The organism is Terasakiella sp. 4MB5A, from assembly GCF_050058155.1.
GTDB classification, from domain to species: Bacteria; Pseudomonadota; Alphaproteobacteria; order Rhodospirillales; family Terasakiellaceae; genus Terasakiella; species Terasakiella halodenitrificans.
This window is the reverse complement of the sequence record NZ_CP188815.1, coordinates 1524287-1541623: the sequence shown is the minus strand read 5'-3', so window position 1 is coordinate 1541623 and position 17337 is coordinate 1524287. Positions and strand designations below refer to the sequence as shown.

Genomic DNA, 17337 nt, shown 5'->3' with positions numbered 1-17337 from the left:
CAAGGATATTGAAGATGACTGAACTTTCACGTCGTAAATTATTAGGGGTCGGTGCCGCAGCTCTCACATGCGGTGCTTTTCCGGGCCTTGCCTTTGGGGCAACCGAAAGATTACGCGATTTGACCTTATGGGGACCGCCTGTCGGGCCGTCCGTCGCCTTGGCCCATTTGGCACAAAAAGGCAAAACACGTGCCTTGATCGATAACCTGTCCTTCAAGGCATGGCGCACGCCGGATCAACTGCGATCCGGTATCGTATCCGGGGATATGCAAATCAGCGGTGTTCCAAGTTATGTGGGTGCAAACCTTTATAACAAAGGACTGCCTGTTCGCATGCTCAATATTATGACATGGGGCTTGCTTTATATGATGTCGTCGGATGACACTGTGTCCAAGCTGGAAGACATTGCCGGTAAGACAGTCACCATGCCGTTTAAAAACGATATGCCCGATCTGGTTTTCCAATATATTACGACCAAGGCAGGCATGAAGCCGGGCAAAGATTTTAATCTGGTTTATGCAACAACCCCGATGGAAGTCGTTCAAATGATGATGGTAGGCAAAGCTGATATTGTCATCCTGCCGGAACCGGCTGCAACAGCAACCATTCTGAAAGGTAAAATGAATGCCCGCAGTGTCCGCCGTGTCTTAAACATTCAACAGGAATGGGGCGTTGCCACCAATGGTCCGGCCCGTATTCCTCAGGCTGGCTTGCTGGTTAATTCTAATTTGGCAGACAAACATATGGATGTCTTAAGAACATTGCAGGCCGATTGCGTCCGTTCTTCCCAATGGGCATTAAACAATCCGGTAGATGCTGGCGTTATTGCCGAAGACCATTTGGGTGTTAAAGCCGCGGTGACAGAACTTTCCATGCCTTATGTCAATCTTGAAACCACATTAGCACTGGATGCCAAGGCAGAGATCGAAGCCTTCTTTACACGTCTGGCGGAGCTTTCCCCGAAAATTATCGGCGGCAAACTGCCGGATGCTGATTTTTATCTCGATCTTTAAAGAACGCATATCATTTCATGACATATCTTAAGGCATGCTTTCATTATATCTGGGGGGGCTGGGGTGCCATAAGCAGTTTATTATTGCTTATGGCGCTTTGGGAGTATGGCAACACCCTTTACGGCAGTTTTATTCTGCCCACACCGATTGAATCTTTCCATGCCCTGTGGGCTGCATTGAAAGAGGAAAACGGCTGGTCTTATATATTTATAACAACATTACGGGCATTAAGCGGGTTTATCCTGTCGGTTGTGGTTGGCAGTGCATTGGGCATATTGGCGGGCCTGTCCATGACAACCGCACGGGCCGCCCGCCCGATTGTGACATTCCTGATGGGCGTGCCGCCGATTTCATGGATCGTACTCGCATTGCTTTGGTTCGGGATGGGCGGGGCGACCCCGGTCTTTACCGTTGTGGTCACCACATTGCCTTTAACCTTTGCCGCCGCCGTACAAGGGACACGCACCCTTGATCGACGGTTTCTGGATATGAGTACGGTTTTCAATGTCCCATTGATCATGAAACTATGGGATTTCTACCTGCCTCATATTCTGTCCTATCTATTCCCCGCATGGATCACCGCCTTGGGAATGGCATGGAAAGTCACCATCATGGCAGAATTGCTGGCAACCAACGAAGGCATCGGTGCCGGTATGGCCCTCGCCCGGGTTAATCTGGAAACGGCAACCGCAATGGGCTGGATCATGGCAACTGTTATTTTGTTATTAGGTTTTGAATATCTGTTTCTGGAACCCTTGAAACGCCACCTTGAATCCTGGCGTCAGGATGAAACATCGTTGGGGATGAAATAATGCTTTCATTGTCCCAAATCACCCATAAATATATGTTCGACAATGTGGTGGAAGATGTTTTCTTAAACGTCAGCAAAGGAGAAGTCGTCTCACTTGTTGGTCCCTCCGGTTGCGGCAAGACGACTTTATTGGCCATATGTGCCGGCTTGATTGACCCCAGCGAAGGAAAAATCAAAAACGAATTTGACTGTACCTCTATGGTTTTTCAGGAAGACCGTTTACTGCCGTGGCGCAAGGCCTGGCAAAATATTGCAATGGGATTAAAAGCGCGTGGGGTCGGACGTTTCAAACAGCGCACCCATGCTGACAAAATAGCTCAACGTCTGCGCTTAACCCCGGATGATTTGGAAAAATACCCGGATGAGCTTAGTGGCGGCATGCGTCAACGGGTCGCCATTGGTCGGGCATTGGCCATTTCCCCCGACCTGTTGTTGCTGGATGAACCGTTCAGCGCACTCGATATCGGCCTGCGTCGCGAACTTCAGGATCTTGTGATGGAACAAATTCACAACAATGATTTAACGGCTGTCTTTATCACCCATGATTTGTTGGAAGCTGTCCGTATCAGCTCGCGCATTCTGGTGTTTAAACCGGAACCGGGGCGCATTATTCGTGAAATTAAAATCGATATTCCTTTTGAAGAACGAACTGACAGCTTTGTCTATCAACGAGTGGGGCAACTCTTGGAAGAAGAAGACGTGCGTACGGCCTTTGACCTAATGAACGAGGAACACGCCTTATGAAAATAGACCTCGGCTTTATCTTCCAATGGGGGTTTCGTCCCTTTTTTATTCTCTCTGGCCTATCTGCAATTGGATTGCTGGCCTATTGGCTGCTGGTCTTGAAAGGAATTGCCTTCACACCAGAAACGATATCCCTTTCAGATTGGCATGCCCATGAAATGATTTTCGGTTTTGGCGCCGCGGCATTGGCTGGTTTTTTATTAACCGCTATTCCTGAATGGACAGGGGCGACGCATTTACAAGGGCGCGGACTGGCTTTATATGTCGGTTTATGGCTTTTCGGGCGGCTGTCTGTTGCCTTGATTGATCTTCTGCCCTTGTTTTTGGTTGGCCTGATTAATGTGGCCTTTCCCCTTATATTAGCTTGGCATACCTTGCCCCATCTGATGAAAGAAAGCGGCAAGCGTCATCATATTTTCATTCCCATGATATGTCTGTTTATCGGGGCACAAATCGCTGTTTACCTTGGTTGGTCCGGGGTAGGTGAAGATTTTGAACTGTCCCGGCGTGCTTTACTGGGCGGTGTATACGCGCTTATCTTTGGGATTATCATTACATCCACCCGGATTTCGATGGTGGTAATCCGTCTCGCTTTGGATGAACAAAACGACCAAGACAGCTTGTTTCGCCCCTACCCTTATCGGCGCAACCTCGCCAGCGTGACCTTTTTATTTTTTGCCACTGCAGATTTACTCATACCAGAAACAGCTATCATGGGATGGTTTGCCATGGCTGCCGGGGCCGCGTTGATGGACCGCTTATCGGATTTTCATGTGGGCCGCGTCTTGCTTAAACCTTATGTGCAATTTTTATATGTCGCTAATTTCTGGATTGCACTAGGCTGTCTTGGGATGGGGGTAAACGCCTTTTTGGAATTGGGAGTTGCGACGGACTTACGACACTTCTTCGGCGTCGGAGCAATTGGGACAGCCATTTTAATGGTGTTCACTATCGCAGGTTTGCGCCATTCAGGTTATGACCTCATTGTCCCAAAACGTATGATTGCGGCACTTCTCTGCATGATTACGGCAACAGGGTTACGCATTTCACCCGCAATTCCCGACAATCCACTGCCAATAGAGGCCAGTTACGATGGGGCCGCCTTCTTTATGATATTGGGCTTTATCCTGTTCTTATCCAAATTCATCCCGATTTTTTGTCGAGATCAAAAAAGTATAAAGGTGGAAAGTGGATGAGAAGTAGTCGCCCAGAATGGACCCGTTCCTATTAACTGGAATACCAAGGCAACGTATATTTTTTCAAAGCGTTAAAACTGACACTTTACTCCAGTCAAACAGTCTAGTATGTTGCGCCAAATTTGCTGCGCACCCGTAGATCAACTGGATAGATCGCCACCCTCCGAAGGTGGAAGTTACAGGTTCGAATCCTGTCGGGTGCGCCATCTGACCTGTTTCGAAAATTCCAAACCAATCTGATCTTTTATTAAGCCACTTTCATGGTTATTTCCAGACAGTGTTCTTTTTAGATGATCAACCATATCCTTGACAGCGACCAGATAAAACCAGCCTTCATACCTATCAATATAATTAATATCTGCAAATCACACCTTGTTCGGCTCAAAGACCGAAAAAAGTCGATCCCGCAGGTTTGGAATAATATGGAAATTATGGTTGCCGTTTGTCGTTCTCGACACCCTACCCTGACGTTTAAGCAGGTAATTCAGCTTACGAATCACATAGGCCGTGCATAGTGAATTTTTGATACCTTGGTTCGGCATAGACAACAAAAAACCGAGCCATATAAAGGACTTAAGAGTGGTAGCGGTGGCCGGAGTCGAACCGGCACGTCCTTGCGGACAAGGGATTTTGAATCCCTCACGTCTACCAATTCCATCACACCGCCTCGGTGTCCTTTATGGGCTCGGTTGCCCCCCTTTTAATTCGTCATTCCCGACCTTGCAAGTGCTTTTTGTTACTTTCTGAAAATATTCATGTTTGATTGCCGATCATGATCCATAAAGGCTAAAAAAAACAGTCATCAAAGGCCCATGAACCGGGATTTTTTTTATATGCATGCTCTTTTGACATAATTTTTCCATCTTCTCTCTCCATAAGTCATTGCGAGATAGAGAATCCACTGCTAAACAGCTTTTTTACCAATCGTTTAAGGTAACAGAACGTGCTTCAACGAACCTATGACTGGATGATGGGCCTCGCCGCCCACAAACACGCCTTGTTTTTTTTGGCAGTGTTATCTTTCGCTGAAAGCTCTTTTTTCCCACTCCCACCGGATATTCTGCTGTTGCCTATGGTTCTGGCTGCACGAGACAAGGCTTGGAAAATTGCTTTTGTTTGCACAGTGTCTTCTGTTCTCGGCGGGATTGCGGGGTATGGGATCGGGTATGGTTTTTTTGAAACCATCGGCAAAGCAGTTCTTGAATTTTACAATGCGATTGAGAAATTCGAATCTGTTAAAGAACTTTATAATGAACACGGCGTTCTAATCGTTTTCTCAGCAGGCTTTTCGCCCATTCCGTACAAGTTATTTACGATTGCCAGCGGTGTCACCCAAATGGATATCGTTTCGTTTACCTTAGCATCCTTGGTTGGTCGGGGCCTGCGTTTCTTCATCATCGCAGCCCTCTTGTGGAAATTTGGCAGTCCCATTCGTCTGTTTATCGAAAAACATTTGGGCAAATTGACTTTGCTTTTCGTCCTTCTTCTGGTTGGCGGTTTCGCCCTGATTAAATTCTGGCACTGAGGCACTTGATATGAATACATTGATCCAACAGATTTCCAAAAACCCGAAACTGCCCGGCTTATTTATCCTGCTGGTCTGTCTCGCAGCCCTCAGCACGGCTTACTTTGTTGAATTTGTTGTGGGAATTGATCCTTGTGTCCTTTGCTTGTATCAACGTATTCCCTATGCAGCCGCTGGTCTTTTTGCCCTATTTGCCATTATCGGCAAGCCCGGTGGATTTACACAACAAGCGGCCCTTTTTGGTTGCCTCATCTCTTTCCTCATCGGTGGATCATTGGCATTTTATCATTTCGGGGTTGAAGAAAAATGGTGGCAAGCCGCCTGTAGCGGTGCCCAAAACCTAAACATGAGTTTAGAAGATCTGAAAGCCTCCATCATGTCAGAGCCCTTAAAACCTTGTGATACACGCGACTGGGTCATGTTTGGCATCTCTATTACTGTTTACAATACCATTGCCAGCCTGTTTTTAGCTCTATCCTGCTTTACGAGCCTGACAATCTTGCGTAAACTCAAAGCGCATACTCGCTAAACCTAGAGACAACAGACGAGACAATAATGACCACGCACCCCAAAGGTCGCATGCCCGGCGACTTAAACCATAAAGAAATGATTGAACGTATGATCCGTGTCGATCAAGCGGGGGAGTATGGCGCTGTTCGTATCTATAAAGGCCAAATGGCTGTTTTGGGGAAGGGCAACAAAAAAGACCTGCTTCAACACATGTTGCAACAGGAAGAAGTCCATCTGGACACCTTCAATAAAATGGCCGCTGAGCGCCGTGTACGTCCAACATTCATGACCCCCATCTGGCATATGGCTGGTTTTGCCTTAGGCGCAGGAACAGCCTTGCTGGGGGAAAAAGCCGCTATGGCCTGTACCGTTGCCGTTGAGGAAACCATTGATGGACATTACGCCGATCAAATCAAGGAACTGGGTGACAGCGAACCAGAACTGTGCGAAACATTTATAAAGTTTCGCGAAGAAGAACTCGAACACCGTGATATCGGTTATGAACATGGTGCAGAACAGGCACCAGCTTACGGATTGCTAACAAAAGCCATAAAATCAGGATCAAAAATGGCAATTTGGGTCTCTGAACGCTTTTAATCCCCTTTCCTAAATAACTTCACCCGTTCAATTCTGTACGTCTTTAAGGGATAGTGGATGGAAAATCTTCTTATCGCAATTGATCATCGCGACCCTGCATGGATCGCTATTGCTTTCGCTTTCGGATTGTTTTTCAAACAACTGAAGCTCCCCCCGATGGTTGGTTTTTTAGCAGCAGGTTTCCTCCTCCACCTCGTTGGTGTCGAAGGTGACAGCTTCCTGCACGCAATTGCAGACATGGGCGTTACCTTACTCCTCTTCACCATTGGCTTAAAATTACGTATCGGCAGTTTGCTAAAACCGGAAATATGGGCATCCACCAGCCTGCATATGATGGGCTCCATTATCGTCACGGTTATCTTTTTACTAAGCCTTGGCTCTCTTGGTCTCTTTGCATTTGATGGAATTGATTTTAGCACCGCTGTTTTAATTGCTTTCGCCTTGTCTTTTTCCAGCACAGTCTTTGCCGTCAAAATGCTGGAAGATCGGGCCGCATTAACCTCTCATTTCGGGCAAATTGCCATTGGCGTGCTTGTTTTACAAGATATCGTCGCAGTTGTTTTTCTTGCTGCCTCTGCCGGTAAAGTTCCTTCCATATGGGCATTTGCACTTTTCGGTCTTATTCCAGGGCGTTTCCTTCTCCATAAGTTCCTCGAATGGAGCGGACACAAAGAATTACTGACCCTTTTTGGTTTTGTTCTCGCCCTTGGGGGTGCATCACTGTTTGAATTGGTCGGTATGAAGGGGGATTTGGGCGCACTGGTTGTTGGTGTCTTAATTTCAAACCACAGCAAGGCTAAAGAACTGGCAAACACCTTATTGGGTTTCAAGGAAGTCTTTCTCGTTGGCTTTTTCCTCACCATCGGCCTGACAGGTTTACCAACATGGGAAACTGCGATCAGTGCGTTGTTACTGTTACTGCTCGTTCCCTTTAAAACAGTGCTGTTTTTTAGACTCTTTACCTTCTTTCGAGTCCGCTCGCGCGCCAGTACATTGGCCTCCCTTTCACTTGGGAACTATAGCGAGTTCGGGTTAATTGTCGCTGCTATTGCCATTTCATCCGGCTGGCTTTCAACTCAATGGCTCACGATCATTGCTTTAACGGTTTCCACCTCATTTGTACTGGCCTCCCCTTTCAGCTTAATGGCTGATCATATCTACCAATCGTATCAAACTTTTTTAAAACGATTTGAAAGTTCAAAACGTTTATCCGGTGATGGCGACATCGGCTTGTATGGTCACTCTGTTCTCATTTTTGGAATGGGACGCATTGGCAGTGCGGTTTATGATGAAATGTACGATCAGGTTGACGGACATATTCTAGGGATTGATCTGGACGATAAAGTTGTCGAACGACATATCAAAACCGGCAGGAATGTCATTGCAGGCGATGCATCCAACCCAGAATTCTGGTCGCGCGTTCAACATCGTGAAAGTGACATTCATTTAATATTATTATCCATGCCGAACCGCGAAGCCAACACACGCGCAGCCGAACAATTACGCGAACATGGATATAAAGGCCCCCTCGTTGCAACGGCTAAATATAGCGACGATGTTGAAAAATTACTTGAAGCGCAAATTGACGAAGTCTACAACATTTATGAAGAAGCGGGCACGGGTACAGCCAATCAAATGCAAAAATTTTTGATCCTTCCCCGCGAGGGTACCCCGGATCAAACACACCCATAGGGGAGAAATATATTATGACACGATTCGTTAAGACACTCTGCTTAATTACCTTTCTCGCACTCACTGCGGCGGGACTTTCTGCCTGCTCACCAGAAGTCGGTTCAAAAGAATGGTGCGCTGATCTGAAAGAAAAACCCAAAGGGGACTGGAGCGCAAACGAAGCGGCAGAGTTTGCCAAAAGCTGCGTATTTTAAGTAAGAACGCTTCCCCTCATAGACATCAGATTGAGGGGAAGCGCTCAAAAAAAATGCCCTTTCGCAAGTGGGAGGTTTGCAAAAGGGCATAGATTGGGGACGTCTTATGTTCCAGTTTTTGACTTAATATAGGCCAGTCAGGTTTGGGGAGGTTTCACCAGCCTATTTAAGATGAATGCGCCAGACCGGAACCGCCTGCTGCATCATTCGAATGTAAACGCTTCGAAACCCAGGCAGAGATCGTGGCAAACACATTCCACGCTGCTTCAGAGCGCATGACGCGCGCACGTTGGATCGCCAAATCAATATCTTTTTGGGTCAACGGTTCTGCTTCGAGCAACATATATTTTTCCATATCTCTTCTCCTACATTTCAAATCGCTTTTTGATCCTTGCGATGAGTAAGAATGTATTTCTTTTCCTGACAAATGATAATATGCTATTTTGGCAAACAACTTGTGAATTTTATTCATAAATAGGTGATGCATGACCAAAGAAACCCAGATGAATATCTTTACACAAGCTGTAAAAGAAGGAAGCTTTTCGTCTGCTGCGCGTGCATTGCACCTCACACCTTCCGCCGTTAGTAAACAAATCAATGCCCTTGAAGATCGGCTTGGTGTCCGGTTATTAAATCGCACCACCCGTAAAATTCATTTAACCGAAGCTGGCGCACGCTACCTCGAACATTGCCAACGCATTTTAATGGATATTGAAAATGCTGAAAGCGAAGTCGGCGGGATGCGCGATAGTCCCCGCGGGTTGTTGCGTGTTAACGCCCCCGTTGTCATGGGGGCTCGACGCATTGCACCTTTACTGGTCGAATTCAAAGAACGCTATCCCGATATTAAAATTGAAATGAATTTATCCGATCACCGCGTAGATTTAATGGAATCCGGTGATGATGTCGCTTTGCGCATTGGTGATGAGCTTTATGATTCTTCCATGATCGCCCGGCGCATTTGCCGATTACGTCGGATTGTTTATGCCGCCCCCAGTTATCTGAATAAATACGGTGAACCGCAAACCCCGGAAGAATTGCTGGAACATAACTGCATCACCTATAATGAACCCGCTTACCTGAATGACTGGCCGTTCATCAATTGCCCTGGCCCCAAATTAATTCATGTCAACGGCAGTTTCCTCAGCAACAATGGCGAGGCTCATCATTATGCGGCCCTACAAGGACTTGGCATTGCTCGCCTCGCAACGCTTTTATGCGGGGAACGTATTAAAAGCGGTGAACTTGTCGAAATTTTACGTGACTTCGAACCCCCGTCACGGGTTTATTTCTGGGCCATTTACCCGCAAAACCGTTATGTTGCACCAAAGCTTCGTGTTTTTCTGGATTTTCTTCTAGAGAAACTCAGTCCAATACCACCGTGGGATAAATATGAATCATGAAAATTCTATCCTCCCCCTCGCCAAACTTTGATGAACGCCCGACAGATACACCGATTGACATGTTGGTTCTGCATTACACAGGTATGAAAAGTGCTCAGGATGCATTGGACCGTATGTGCGATTCAAAAGCAGAAGTCAGCGCCCACTATATGATTGACGAAGACGGCAACATTATCCAATTGGTCGCAGAAGATAAACGTGCCTGGCATGCTGGTGTTGCCTATTGGCGAGGACACACAAATATTAATGCCCGTTCAATCGGTATTGAGATCGTCAATCCCGGTCATGAATGGGGATACCGCGCATTTCCCGCACAGCAAATCAAAGCCGTCATACATTTGTCCAAAGACATATTAAGTCGCCACCCCATTCCGGCCCGCAATGTCGTCGGGCACAGCGATGTCGCCCCCAACCGCAAACAAGACCCCGGCGAATTGTTTCCATGGCACGAACTTGCACAAAACGGCATTGGCTTATGGCCCGATGCGCAATTTAATCAAACAAGCCTTTTGGATCTTGGATATGAAGATGAAGGTGCAGACAGCATTCTGGCCTTTCAACGGCACTTCACCCCCGATCATCTAAATGGTGTTCTGGATGATAGAACAAAAGAGGCTTTAAGCAGGATTTGCTTGACCTAGCCCCCCTTTACACTTAAGCAAAGCACTGTCAGGTGGTTGGATGATCGCTCCATAGCTGGTAACGGCTATGGGGAGGAAAGTCCGGGCTTCATGGATATACGGTGCCGGATAACGTCCGGCGAGGGTGACCTTAGGGAAAGTGCCACAGAAAGCAAACCGCCTTTGTTTACAAGGGTAAGGGTGAAAGGGTGCGGTAAGAGCGCACCGCTGGCCTAGCGATAGGACAGGCATGGTAAACCCCACCGGAAGCAAGACCAAATAGGAACGGACGGCAGATTTAACGGGCTGCAAATGCATATTCACATTACCGTTCGGGTGTGTCGCGCGAGGCGTTTGGCAACAAACGTCCCAGACGAATGATCATCCATCCTGTGCAAACAGGGGGACAGAACCCGGCTTACAGACCACCTGACTTTATTTCTTCAACGCATATGGCCCACATGACAAATCGTGATATTTATGTAGATATTCAGGGGAACGGCCCTGCCCTCATCCTACTGCACAGTTGGTGCGGATCCCATCACGACTGGGCACGCGTGATTGATCTGCTAAAAGATCACTTCACCCTTTACACATGGGATGCACGCGGACATGGGCGATCTGTACATCACGGTGAAAAACCATGCACCTTGTTCCAAATGGCAACGGATCTAAACAATCTGATTTCTGATTATAAACTGAACAAGCCGATGGTCGTCGGGCATTCTATGGGGGCGTTTATCCTCTGGCAATATCTGGAAACTTACGGGCAGGACAACCTGTCCCAAATCGCCATCATTGACCAAACACCCAAACTGGTGACAGACCCGACCTGGGTCCACGGTATTTACGGTAAGTTTAACCAAGAAAAAAGCGCTGCATTTATCAATGCTTTACAAGATGATTTTGCCGAAAATGTCCTTAAACTCGCAGCCTTCGGTCACAACGCCAAGACACATAAAAAATACGAAGAAAATTCAAAAGGCATACAAACCTTGCGGACCTATCTTCAAAACCTTGATCCCATTCCCCTCATTGATATCTGGCGGGGTTTAACACAGGCCGATTTTCGCGATCTTCTGCCCAACATCACCCTGCCTACCTTGCTGGTCTATGGGACAGACAGTAATTATTATGGCAAGGCTGTTGCACACTACATGCAAAACACCCTGCCCCATAACCAACTCCACCTGATTGAACAGGCGGACCACTCCCCACATCTGTTTGATCCAGAAAGATTTGTAAAGATCATCAATCAATTCAAAGACTTTGCCTATGTATAACCCAAGGCCTTTATCCAAGGTGATAAAAGCGGAAGAACAGGTTCCATCTCCCCTCTATATCGCTCCCAACGATTAAGCGCATCTTTATATAAAGGTTTGGTAACTTGATGATAACTAGCTGTTCTAATTGCCTCTTTATTCAGGGCGGTTTTATAGAAATCTCTCGTATCTTCTGTCCATGTTAATCCAAGAAAGTTGAAGATTTTCTGCGATACGTTATCAAAATCTTCAATTAAATCTTCATAACGTACAGACAACATCTGTTCGTCCATTTTCACGACGGACATAGCGTGATCATATAACTCTGCAGTGCTCTTTAAATCGAAAAACTCACGCGTTAACTGGTTTTCTGCAAAATCTTGCATAAAACAAGACAGTACGACATCGCATGGGTGGCGATGTAAAATAATAATTTTTGCATTCGGAAACAGAGAGCGAATAAAACGGCATCTTACAAAATTTGGCGCGCTCCGGTCCACAAGTATAGACTTTCCATCCCACGCCATGCTTTCCCTATATTCCCTGAAAAATCGCCTTTGCAATTCAGACCGGTCCAAGACAGCTGAGGCCTCAATCAGATTAGCTTGGCTATCAAAAAGGTTTTCTAAGACTGCACTTTCTTCAAAACTCTGTACATTGCAATCCGTAGATAAAATCTGGTCAACCAATGTGGTCCCTGTACGAGGAAACCCAATAACAAAGACAGGCGCTTCTTCCACATCATCACCTGCCACGATGATACGAGCCTGTAAATTGATTAAATCATTCTGATTAGGTCTTTCCGGCAAATTACATAGATCTTTTGCTATGGCATTTCCCTTTTGAAAAGCAGTAAAAGCTTCTTCACTGCGCCCCATCTTATCCAGCAACTTTCCATATTCAAATGCGAGCTTTTTTTGTTTACGCGTATCTAAAACATGAACCCCTGCCAGTGCTTGTTCAAACATATGGTATGCTGGCTCATATTGTTTCACGCGAGATAACACAATACCCATTTGCAATAAAATGGATGGATGCCCTTTTAAATTATCAGGTAAGCTGGCAAACACCCTTTCACAATTTTCATATTGGTTATGGTTTTCACAAAATTGCAGGTAATTATAGGCACTATGCAAACTTGGTTGAAACTGTTCCAATGCGGTAATCATTTGGCTTTCCGCATCCGCTACCCTGCCTTTTTTCAGATAAATCGTGCCTAAAATATCATACGCATTCGAACTGGTACGTCCCGTTTCTATCGCCTTCAAAGCGAACTCTTCCGCCTGCTCCACATCATCCCCAAACAAATGACATGCCGCAATATTCGCCAATGTTATCCCGTCCTCAGGATGACGCTTAAGAAGCTTTAAATATAGAGTTAATGCGTCTTTTATCCGTTTAATCGAAAAACAAAACCCCGCAAAGTTTTGTAATATAGCATCATCATTTGAGAAATTCGCATGTGCCTTTTTATAGAGAGTCAGAGCTTCTTTCTGATCTCCCAACTGAGTGGCGCAAAAGATTGCTTTTGAGAAGGCTTCCCTTTTTACCGCATTATTTTTTAACAACTTTTTTGCAAGCTTCAAACCACCGCTATAATTTTTACTTTGTATAAAAAGGTCGACTTTCGAAAGCATCTAGCAATCCCATATATATTCGTTAAACAGCCGTCCAACCGCCGTCCATCGTCAGGGTGGAGCCGGTCATCTGGCTGGCAGCATCACTGCATAGGAACACCGCAGCGGCCCCTAATTGATCTGGAGTTGCAAATTGTTTTGATGGCTGTTTTTCTGACAACAGGTCACGAGCTTCTTCGTCAATAGAACGACCAGATTTTTCAGCACGCGCCATGATTTGATCTTCCACCAATGGTGTGCGCACCCAACCCGGACAAATGGAATTGGCCGTGATCCCGCTTTCGGCGGTTTCCAGCGCACAGACCTTGGTTAAACCGATCAATCCATGTTTAGAAGCCACATAAGCCGATTTATTGACAGAAGCCACCTGACCATGAGCAGACGCCACATTGATAATGCGGCCCCAATCTTTTTCTTTCATATCGGGCAATGCCAAACGCATGGTATGAAACGCAGCATTCAGGTTCAAAGAAAGCACCATATCCCATTTATCCGGTGCAAAATCTTCAATCGGCGCCACATGCTGCATGCCGGCGTTATTGACCAAAATATCAACAGGGCCAAGATGGGATTTGACTTTTGCCATCATGGCTTCAATATCCGCTTGTTTTAACAAATCCGCAGCTGCAAAAATAACGCGCCCTGTGCCCAAACCGTTCAGTTTTTCAACCAAAGCATCGGTTTCCGCTGTTTGTGTCCGTGCATTCACAACCACGTCGGCATTTTGTTCGGCAAATGCTTGTGCAATCCCTAAACCAATCCCGCTTGTCGAACCTGTTACAACTGCAATTTTGCCTGTTAACATGAAAGATCTCCCATATATAATTTTTGCAGGATAGTTAAACATTTGTTTTCCAAGGTCAAGGTTCTTGGACACACCAACATCAATCTGAAAACAAAAAAAATCCCTTCTGCAAGAAATCGTCACAGAAGGGATAATAGGTCAGACACTTAGATGATTATTTGTTGCGTAATTTTGCCAATTCCTGTTCGGCAACATCAACACGCACCGTCCCGGATTTAACCAGAATTTCGGCAACGATATCAATTTCATCACCGACACCGCCCGCCATCGCCACAATGTTTTTGGCGTGCAATCCCATATGACCTTTTTGAATGCCTTCCGTTGCCAACGCCCGCATGGCTGCGTAATTTTGGGCCAAACCAACGGCTGCAATGGTGCGCGCAAGGCTTGCGGCACTTTTTGTTCCCAAAATTTCGAGATTGGTTTGCGCAACCGGATGAATTTTGGTGGCTCCACCAACAAGACCAACCGGCATGGGCACTTCAATTGATCCAACAAGGTTACCGTCTTGATCCACTTCCCAATTGGTCAGGCTTGTATAGCGTCCCGAACGTGCCGCATAGGCATGCGCACCGGATTCAACCGCACGCGTGTCATTTCCCGTTGCCAAGACAACAGCAGAAATACCATTCATGATGCCCTTGTTATGGGTCGTCGCGCGATAGGGGTCAACATCTGCAAAGTAATAGGCTTGCATCATTGCATCACGCACTTCCCCCCCGCCAATATCTTGCAAACGCCATGTGGCGCGCGCACGCGCTAAACGTTGATCCGCCAGATTGGACAAAATGCGCAAACATGTCCGCCCCCCGGTCCATTCTGCGATAAATGGCGCGAGTTTTTCCGCCATTGTATTGACCGTATTGGCCCCCATCGCATCACGTGTATCCACAATAATATGGGTAATCACCATTGGACCGGATTTGCTATCAAGTATACGAACCTCAACATCATGAAAACCACCACCCAGCTTGATCAAAACCGGATCAGCATCATTGCATATTTCTTTAATTTTCTCGCGCTGTTCCAAGATTTTAATGCGTGCCGCAAAAGGATCGCTGCATTCAACAAGCTGGATTTGCGCAATCATTAATGACCCGGTCATAGATGTGGTAAATCCACCACTATCCCGGCATTGTCGCGCCGCATTACAAACAGCCGCCACCACCGATGATTCTTCCGATGCCATAGGGATTAGGACATCTTCGCCATCAATGATCATATTGGTCGCAATCCCGATGGGAATGGGCATAGTCCCAATGGCATTTTCAATCATACGGTCAGCCACATCCATCGGTAAATTGCCACTATCGGCAAATGTATCCAGCGAAGACGAAGCAAGGCCAGTATGTTCGGCCACTTTTTTCAAACGTTCCTCAACAGGCAACTTGTGAAAACCTGAGATACGGGAATTAACAGACATTATTGACCTCTTATTTTTAGTGCCCGACCATGAAATTCGGCAACCACGTCACCAGATCGGGGAACAAAACAAACAGAATTAAAGCGAAAACTTGCAGAAGAAAGAACGGGATCACACCGCGATACACTTGGGCGATACCGATATGAGGCGGCAGCACCCCCTTCAGATAGAACAACGTGTATCCAAAAGGCGGCGTGATATAGGCCATTTGCGCCGTAATCATAAAGAGAACACCAAACCACAAAGGATCGAAATCAAGGGCTGTGATGATTGGCAGGAACACGGGCACGCATAATAAAATGATACCGATTTCGTCCAAAAACAGCCCAAGAAAGACCAGCACCAAAATCAGGATGCCCAGCACCATATAGGGGGAGAATTGTAAATTTTGAACAAAACTGACAACTGAGTCCGCCCCGCCCGTTGCACTGAAAACAGAAATGAACGTCCGTGCACCGATTGTGATCCATAAAATCATCGCGGTGACTTTCAACGTATCCGTTGCCGCCCCTGAAATTTCCTGAAAAACAAGACGACGCGATACCAGTGCAGAAATCAAGGCACCGACGACACCAACAGCCGCAGCTTCGGTTGGGGTTGCAATCCCTAAATAGATGGTTCCCAACACACCTAAAATGATAAAGGCCGGTAGAATAAGCGTCCTTAACGAACGTAATTTTTCCCCAAGAGTAAAATCATCTTCATTGTCATCGGGTTTTGGTGCGAGAGCAGGATTGATCCACACGCGTATCCAGATATAACCGCTGTAAAGCACTGCCAAAATCAGGCCGGGAACGATACCCGCAATAAACATTTTACCGATAGAAATCTTTGCCGTTATCGCATAGACAATCGTCACAACAGATGGCGGGATCAAAATACCAAGCGTACCGCCCGCACAGATTGCCCCAAGGGCAAGCGGTTGGTTATAATGTCGTTTCAACATCGACGGTAACGCCAAAATCCCCATCGCTGCAACGGCAGCACCGACCACGCCGGTCATCGCCGCCATAATCGTACAAATGATAATCGTCCCGATCGCCAGACCGCCGCCAATCCGGGAAAACCATTTTTCCATCGCACTATATAAATCTTCGATAATGCCGGACCGTTGCAGAATACAAGCCATCAGCACATAAAGGGGAATGGCGAGCAAGGCCTCCGATGTCATGGTTTCAAAGGTTTGCAGGACCGAGATCACCAGCGCATCCTGCCCCCATAACAAAATGGTAAAGCCAAATGCCACACCGCCCAACACAAACGCCAGCGGTGCCCCTGTCAACATGACGCAGACAAGCGCAGAAAACATTAAAAAGAGTGTCAAAGACGAACTCATACCGTTTCCTCCTGACGTGTCTCATGAGAAAACAGGAAAACAAGATTTGCCAAAATCTGACCAACCAACAAACAACTGGCAATCGGCAAAAAGATTTTAAAAGGCCAGATTTGCGGGTTCCATGTTGAAAAGGATGTTTCGTTTAACAAGAAGGAATTATAAGCCTGCCCGGTCGAATAAACTGTCAAGATGACGGCGAAAACACCGCCCATCATCAAACCGACCAATTCCATGCAAAAGGTCAAACGTGGCCCTGCGCGATCTTTTAAAAGATCAACAGCGACATGCCCGCCCAAATAAAGCAGGTAAGGCCCACCCAACAAAAAATAAGGGCCAAACAACAAAGTCGCGAGTTCAGATGCCCAAATCGTTGAACTGTCAAAGACATATCGGCTGACGACCTCAAGCAACATAATCGGAACAATGAGAAAAATGATCCATTTCGCCGATTGAAAAAAGAAACGATTCACCGACGTAATGAAATAAGCAATTGATTTCATTTATTTTCTTTTCAGGAAGAGGAAAGGTTCCCGACAGGCACAATCAAAAGGCACTGTCGGGACACATCT

At 46.4% G+C, this 17337-nt stretch carries 18 protein-coding genes, 2 tRNA genes and 1 other RNA gene; 14 read left to right on the top strand and 7 right to left on the bottom strand.

Annotation, left to right across the window (positions count from 1 at the left end):
- Window positions 1-14 precede the first annotated feature (14 nt).
- From ACI0FF_RS07135 to ACI0FF_RS07115, 5 genes are all read left to right on the top strand, one after another.
- Window positions 15-1013, top strand: a complete 999-nt coding sequence (locus ACI0FF_RS07135; RefSeq protein WP_419799421.1) for an ABC transporter substrate-binding protein — start codon at window positions 15-17, stop codon at window positions 1011-1013.
- A gap of 89 nt (window positions 1014-1102) precedes the next feature.
- Entirely contained in the window at window positions 1103-1825 is a 723-nt protein-coding gene (locus ACI0FF_RS07130; protein ID WP_419799420.1) for an ABC transporter permease, read from the top strand.
- On the top strand, window positions 1825-2568 hold the full coding sequence (locus ACI0FF_RS07125) for an ABC transporter ATP-binding protein (RefSeq protein WP_419799419.1): 744 nt from the start codon (window positions 1825-1827) through the stop codon (window positions 2566-2568). Before ACI0FF_RS07130 ends, ACI0FF_RS07125 begins: the two co-directional genes overlap by 1 nt.
- On the top strand, window positions 2565-3764 hold the full coding sequence (locus ACI0FF_RS07120) for an NnrS family protein (RefSeq protein WP_419799418.1): 1200 nt from the start codon (window positions 2565-2567) through the stop codon (window positions 3762-3764). The genes ACI0FF_RS07125 and ACI0FF_RS07120 overlap by 4 nt, the downstream gene beginning before the upstream one ends.
- Window positions 3765-3893: 129 nt before the next feature.
- Window positions 3894-3970: transfer RNA gene (locus ACI0FF_RS07115), tRNA-Arg, on the top strand.
- A gap of 374 nt (window positions 3971-4344) precedes the next feature.
- On the opposite strand, the gene ACI0FF_RS07110 is transcribed toward ACI0FF_RS07115, so the two are convergent.
- Window positions 4345-4431 (bottom strand) — tRNA-Leu (locus ACI0FF_RS07110).
- A 276-nt stretch (window positions 4432-4707) separates the two neighbouring features.
- On the opposite strand from ACI0FF_RS07110, the gene ACI0FF_RS07105 reads away from it, so the two are divergent.
- Genes ACI0FF_RS07105 through ACI0FF_RS07085 form a run of 5 tightly spaced genes read left to right on the top strand, consistent with a single transcriptional unit; the run spans window position 4708 to window position 8282 of the window.
- Window positions 4708-5289 carry a YqaA family protein gene (locus ACI0FF_RS07105; protein ID WP_419799417.1) on the top strand — a complete coding sequence of 194 codons (582 nt, stop codon included), beginning with the start codon at window positions 4708-4710 and terminating at the stop codon, window positions 5287-5289.
- Window positions 5290-5299: 10 nt separating this feature from the next.
- Window positions 5300-5818: a disulfide bond formation protein B gene (locus ACI0FF_RS07100; protein WP_419799416.1), complete on the top strand. Its 519-nt coding sequence runs from the start codon at window positions 5300-5302 to the stop codon at window positions 5816-5818.
- A 26-nt stretch (window positions 5819-5844) separates the two neighbouring features.
- Complete coding sequence (locus ACI0FF_RS07095; protein ID WP_419799415.1) at window positions 5845-6396, top strand: demethoxyubiquinone hydroxylase family protein; 552 nt, start codon at window positions 5845-5847, stop codon at window positions 6394-6396.
- A 57-nt stretch (window positions 6397-6453) separates the two neighbouring features.
- Window positions 6454-8088, top strand: a complete 1635-nt coding sequence (locus ACI0FF_RS07090; protein ID WP_419799414.1) for a cation:proton antiporter — start codon at window positions 6454-6456, stop codon at window positions 8086-8088.
- A 14-nt stretch (window positions 8089-8102) separates the two neighbouring features.
- On the top strand, window positions 8103-8282 hold the full coding sequence (locus ACI0FF_RS07085; protein ID WP_419799413.1) for a DUF3012 domain-containing protein: 180 nt from the start codon (window positions 8103-8105) through the stop codon (window positions 8280-8282).
- Between the two features lie 166 nt (window positions 8283-8448).
- Here ACI0FF_RS07085 and ACI0FF_RS07080 read toward each other — a convergent pair whose 3' ends face one another.
- The gene (locus tag ACI0FF_RS07080; RefSeq protein WP_419799412.1) at window positions 8449-8637 is read right to left on the bottom strand and encodes an RSP_7527 family protein; all 189 of its coding nucleotides are present in this window, start codon (window positions 8635-8637) and stop codon (window positions 8449-8451) included.
- 130 nt (window positions 8638-8767) lie between these two features.
- Between ACI0FF_RS07080 and ACI0FF_RS07075 the strand changes: the two genes are divergently transcribed.
- From ACI0FF_RS07075 to ACI0FF_RS07060, 4 genes are all read left to right on the top strand, one after another.
- Complete coding sequence (locus tag ACI0FF_RS07075; RefSeq protein ID WP_419799411.1) at window positions 8768-9685, top strand: LysR family transcriptional regulator; 918 nt, start codon at window positions 8768-8770, stop codon at window positions 9683-9685.
- Window positions 9682-10326 (top strand): N-acetylmuramoyl-L-alanine amidase, encoded by a 645-nt coding sequence (locus ACI0FF_RS07070; RefSeq protein ID WP_419799410.1) that lies wholly within the window; start codon window positions 9682-9684, stop codon window positions 10324-10326. The genes ACI0FF_RS07075 and ACI0FF_RS07070 overlap by 4 nt, the downstream gene beginning before the upstream one ends.
- Before the next feature lie 28 nt (window positions 10327-10354).
- An RNA gene (gene rnpB / locus ACI0FF_RS07065) (RNase P RNA component class A) lies at window positions 10355-10742 on the top strand.
- A 24-nt stretch (window positions 10743-10766) separates the two neighbouring features.
- Window positions 10767-11588 (top strand): alpha/beta fold hydrolase, encoded by an 822-nt coding sequence (locus tag ACI0FF_RS07060; RefSeq protein ID WP_419799409.1) that lies wholly within the window; start codon window positions 10767-10769, stop codon window positions 11586-11588.
- Here ACI0FF_RS07060 and ACI0FF_RS07055 read toward each other — a convergent pair.
- From ACI0FF_RS07055 to ACI0FF_RS07035, 5 genes are all read right to left on the bottom strand, one after another.
- Window positions 11579-13204, bottom strand: coding sequence for a sulfotransferase (locus ACI0FF_RS07055; RefSeq protein ID WP_419799408.1), 1626 nt, complete (start codon window positions 13202-13204; stop codon window positions 11579-11581). The genes ACI0FF_RS07060 and ACI0FF_RS07055 overlap by 10 nt on opposite strands.
- Window positions 13205-13226: 22 nt before the next feature.
- Window positions 13227-14009, bottom strand: coding sequence for a 3-hydroxybutyrate dehydrogenase (locus tag ACI0FF_RS07050; RefSeq protein ID WP_419799407.1), 783 nt, complete (start codon window positions 14007-14009; stop codon window positions 13227-13229).
- A gap of 154 nt (window positions 14010-14163) precedes the next feature.
- A complete protein-coding gene (locus ACI0FF_RS07045; RefSeq protein WP_419799406.1) occupies window positions 14164-15432 on the bottom strand; it encodes a hydroxymethylglutaryl-CoA reductase, degradative in 1269 nt (422 codons plus the stop codon).
- Window positions 15433-15448: 16 nt separating this feature from the next.
- Window positions 15449-16768 (bottom strand): TRAP transporter large permease, encoded by a 1320-nt coding sequence (locus tag ACI0FF_RS07040; protein WP_419799405.1) that lies wholly within the window; start codon window positions 16766-16768, stop codon window positions 15449-15451.
- Window positions 16765-17268 carry a TRAP transporter small permease subunit gene (locus ACI0FF_RS07035; RefSeq protein WP_419799404.1) on the bottom strand — a complete coding sequence of 168 codons (504 nt, stop codon included), beginning with the start codon at window positions 17266-17268 and terminating at the stop codon, window positions 16765-16767. The genes ACI0FF_RS07040 and ACI0FF_RS07035 overlap by 4 nt, the downstream gene beginning before the upstream one ends.
- Between the last annotated feature and the right edge of the window lie 69 nt (window positions 17269-17337).

Coding starts and splice junctions, on each gene's coding strand:
- ACI0FF_RS07135 (WP_419799421.1), top strand. CDS start 15: ATGACTGAACTTTCACGTCGTAAATTATTAGGGGTCGGTGCCGCAGCT.
- ACI0FF_RS07130 (WP_419799420.1), top strand. CDS start 1,103: ATGGCGCTTTGGGAGTATGGCAACACCCTTTACGGCAGTTTTATTCTG.
- ACI0FF_RS07125 (WP_419799419.1), top strand. CDS start 1,825: ATGCTTTCATTGTCCCAAATCACCCATAAATATATGTTCGACAATGTG.
- ACI0FF_RS07120 (WP_419799418.1), top strand. CDS start 2,565: ATGAAAATAGACCTCGGCTTTATCTTCCAATGGGGGTTTCGTCCCTTT.
- ACI0FF_RS07100 (WP_419799416.1), top strand. CDS start 5,300: ATGAATACATTGATCCAACAGATTTCCAAAAACCCGAAACTGCCCGGC.
- ACI0FF_RS07095 (WP_419799415.1), top strand. CDS start 5,845: ATGACCACGCACCCCAAAGGTCGCATGCCCGGCGACTTAAACCATAAA.
- ACI0FF_RS07090 (WP_419799414.1), top strand. CDS start 6,454: ATGGAAAATCTTCTTATCGCAATTGATCATCGCGACCCTGCATGGATC.
- ACI0FF_RS07085 (WP_419799413.1), top strand. CDS start 8,103: ATGACACGATTCGTTAAGACACTCTGCTTAATTACCTTTCTCGCACTC.
- ACI0FF_RS07080 (WP_419799412.1), bottom strand. CDS start 8,637: ATGGAAAAATATATGTTGCTCGAAGCAGAACCGTTGACCCAAAAAGAT.
- ACI0FF_RS07075 (WP_419799411.1), top strand. CDS start 8,768: ATGACCAAAGAAACCCAGATGAATATCTTTACACAAGCTGTAAAAGAA.
- ACI0FF_RS07070 (WP_419799410.1), top strand. CDS start 9,682: ATGAAAATTCTATCCTCCCCCTCGCCAAACTTTGATGAACGCCCGACA.
- ACI0FF_RS07060 (WP_419799409.1), top strand. CDS start 10,767: ATGACAAATCGTGATATTTATGTAGATATTCAGGGGAACGGCCCTGCC.
- ACI0FF_RS07055 (WP_419799408.1), bottom strand. CDS start 13,204: ATGCTTTCGAAAGTCGACCTTTTTATACAAAGTAAAAATTATAGCGGT.
- ACI0FF_RS07050 (WP_419799407.1), bottom strand. CDS start 14,009: ATGTTAACAGGCAAAATTGCAGTTGTAACAGGTTCGACAAGCGGGATT.
- ACI0FF_RS07045 (WP_419799406.1), bottom strand. CDS start 15,432: ATGTCTGTTAATTCCCGTATCTCAGGTTTTCACAAGTTGCCTGTTGAG.
- ACI0FF_RS07040 (WP_419799405.1), bottom strand. CDS start 16,768: ATGAGTTCGTCTTTGACACTCTTTTTAATGTTTTCTGCGCTTGTCTGC.
- ACI0FF_RS07035 (WP_419799404.1), bottom strand. CDS start 17,268: ATGAAATCAATTGCTTATTTCATTACGTCGGTGAATCGTTTCTTTTTT.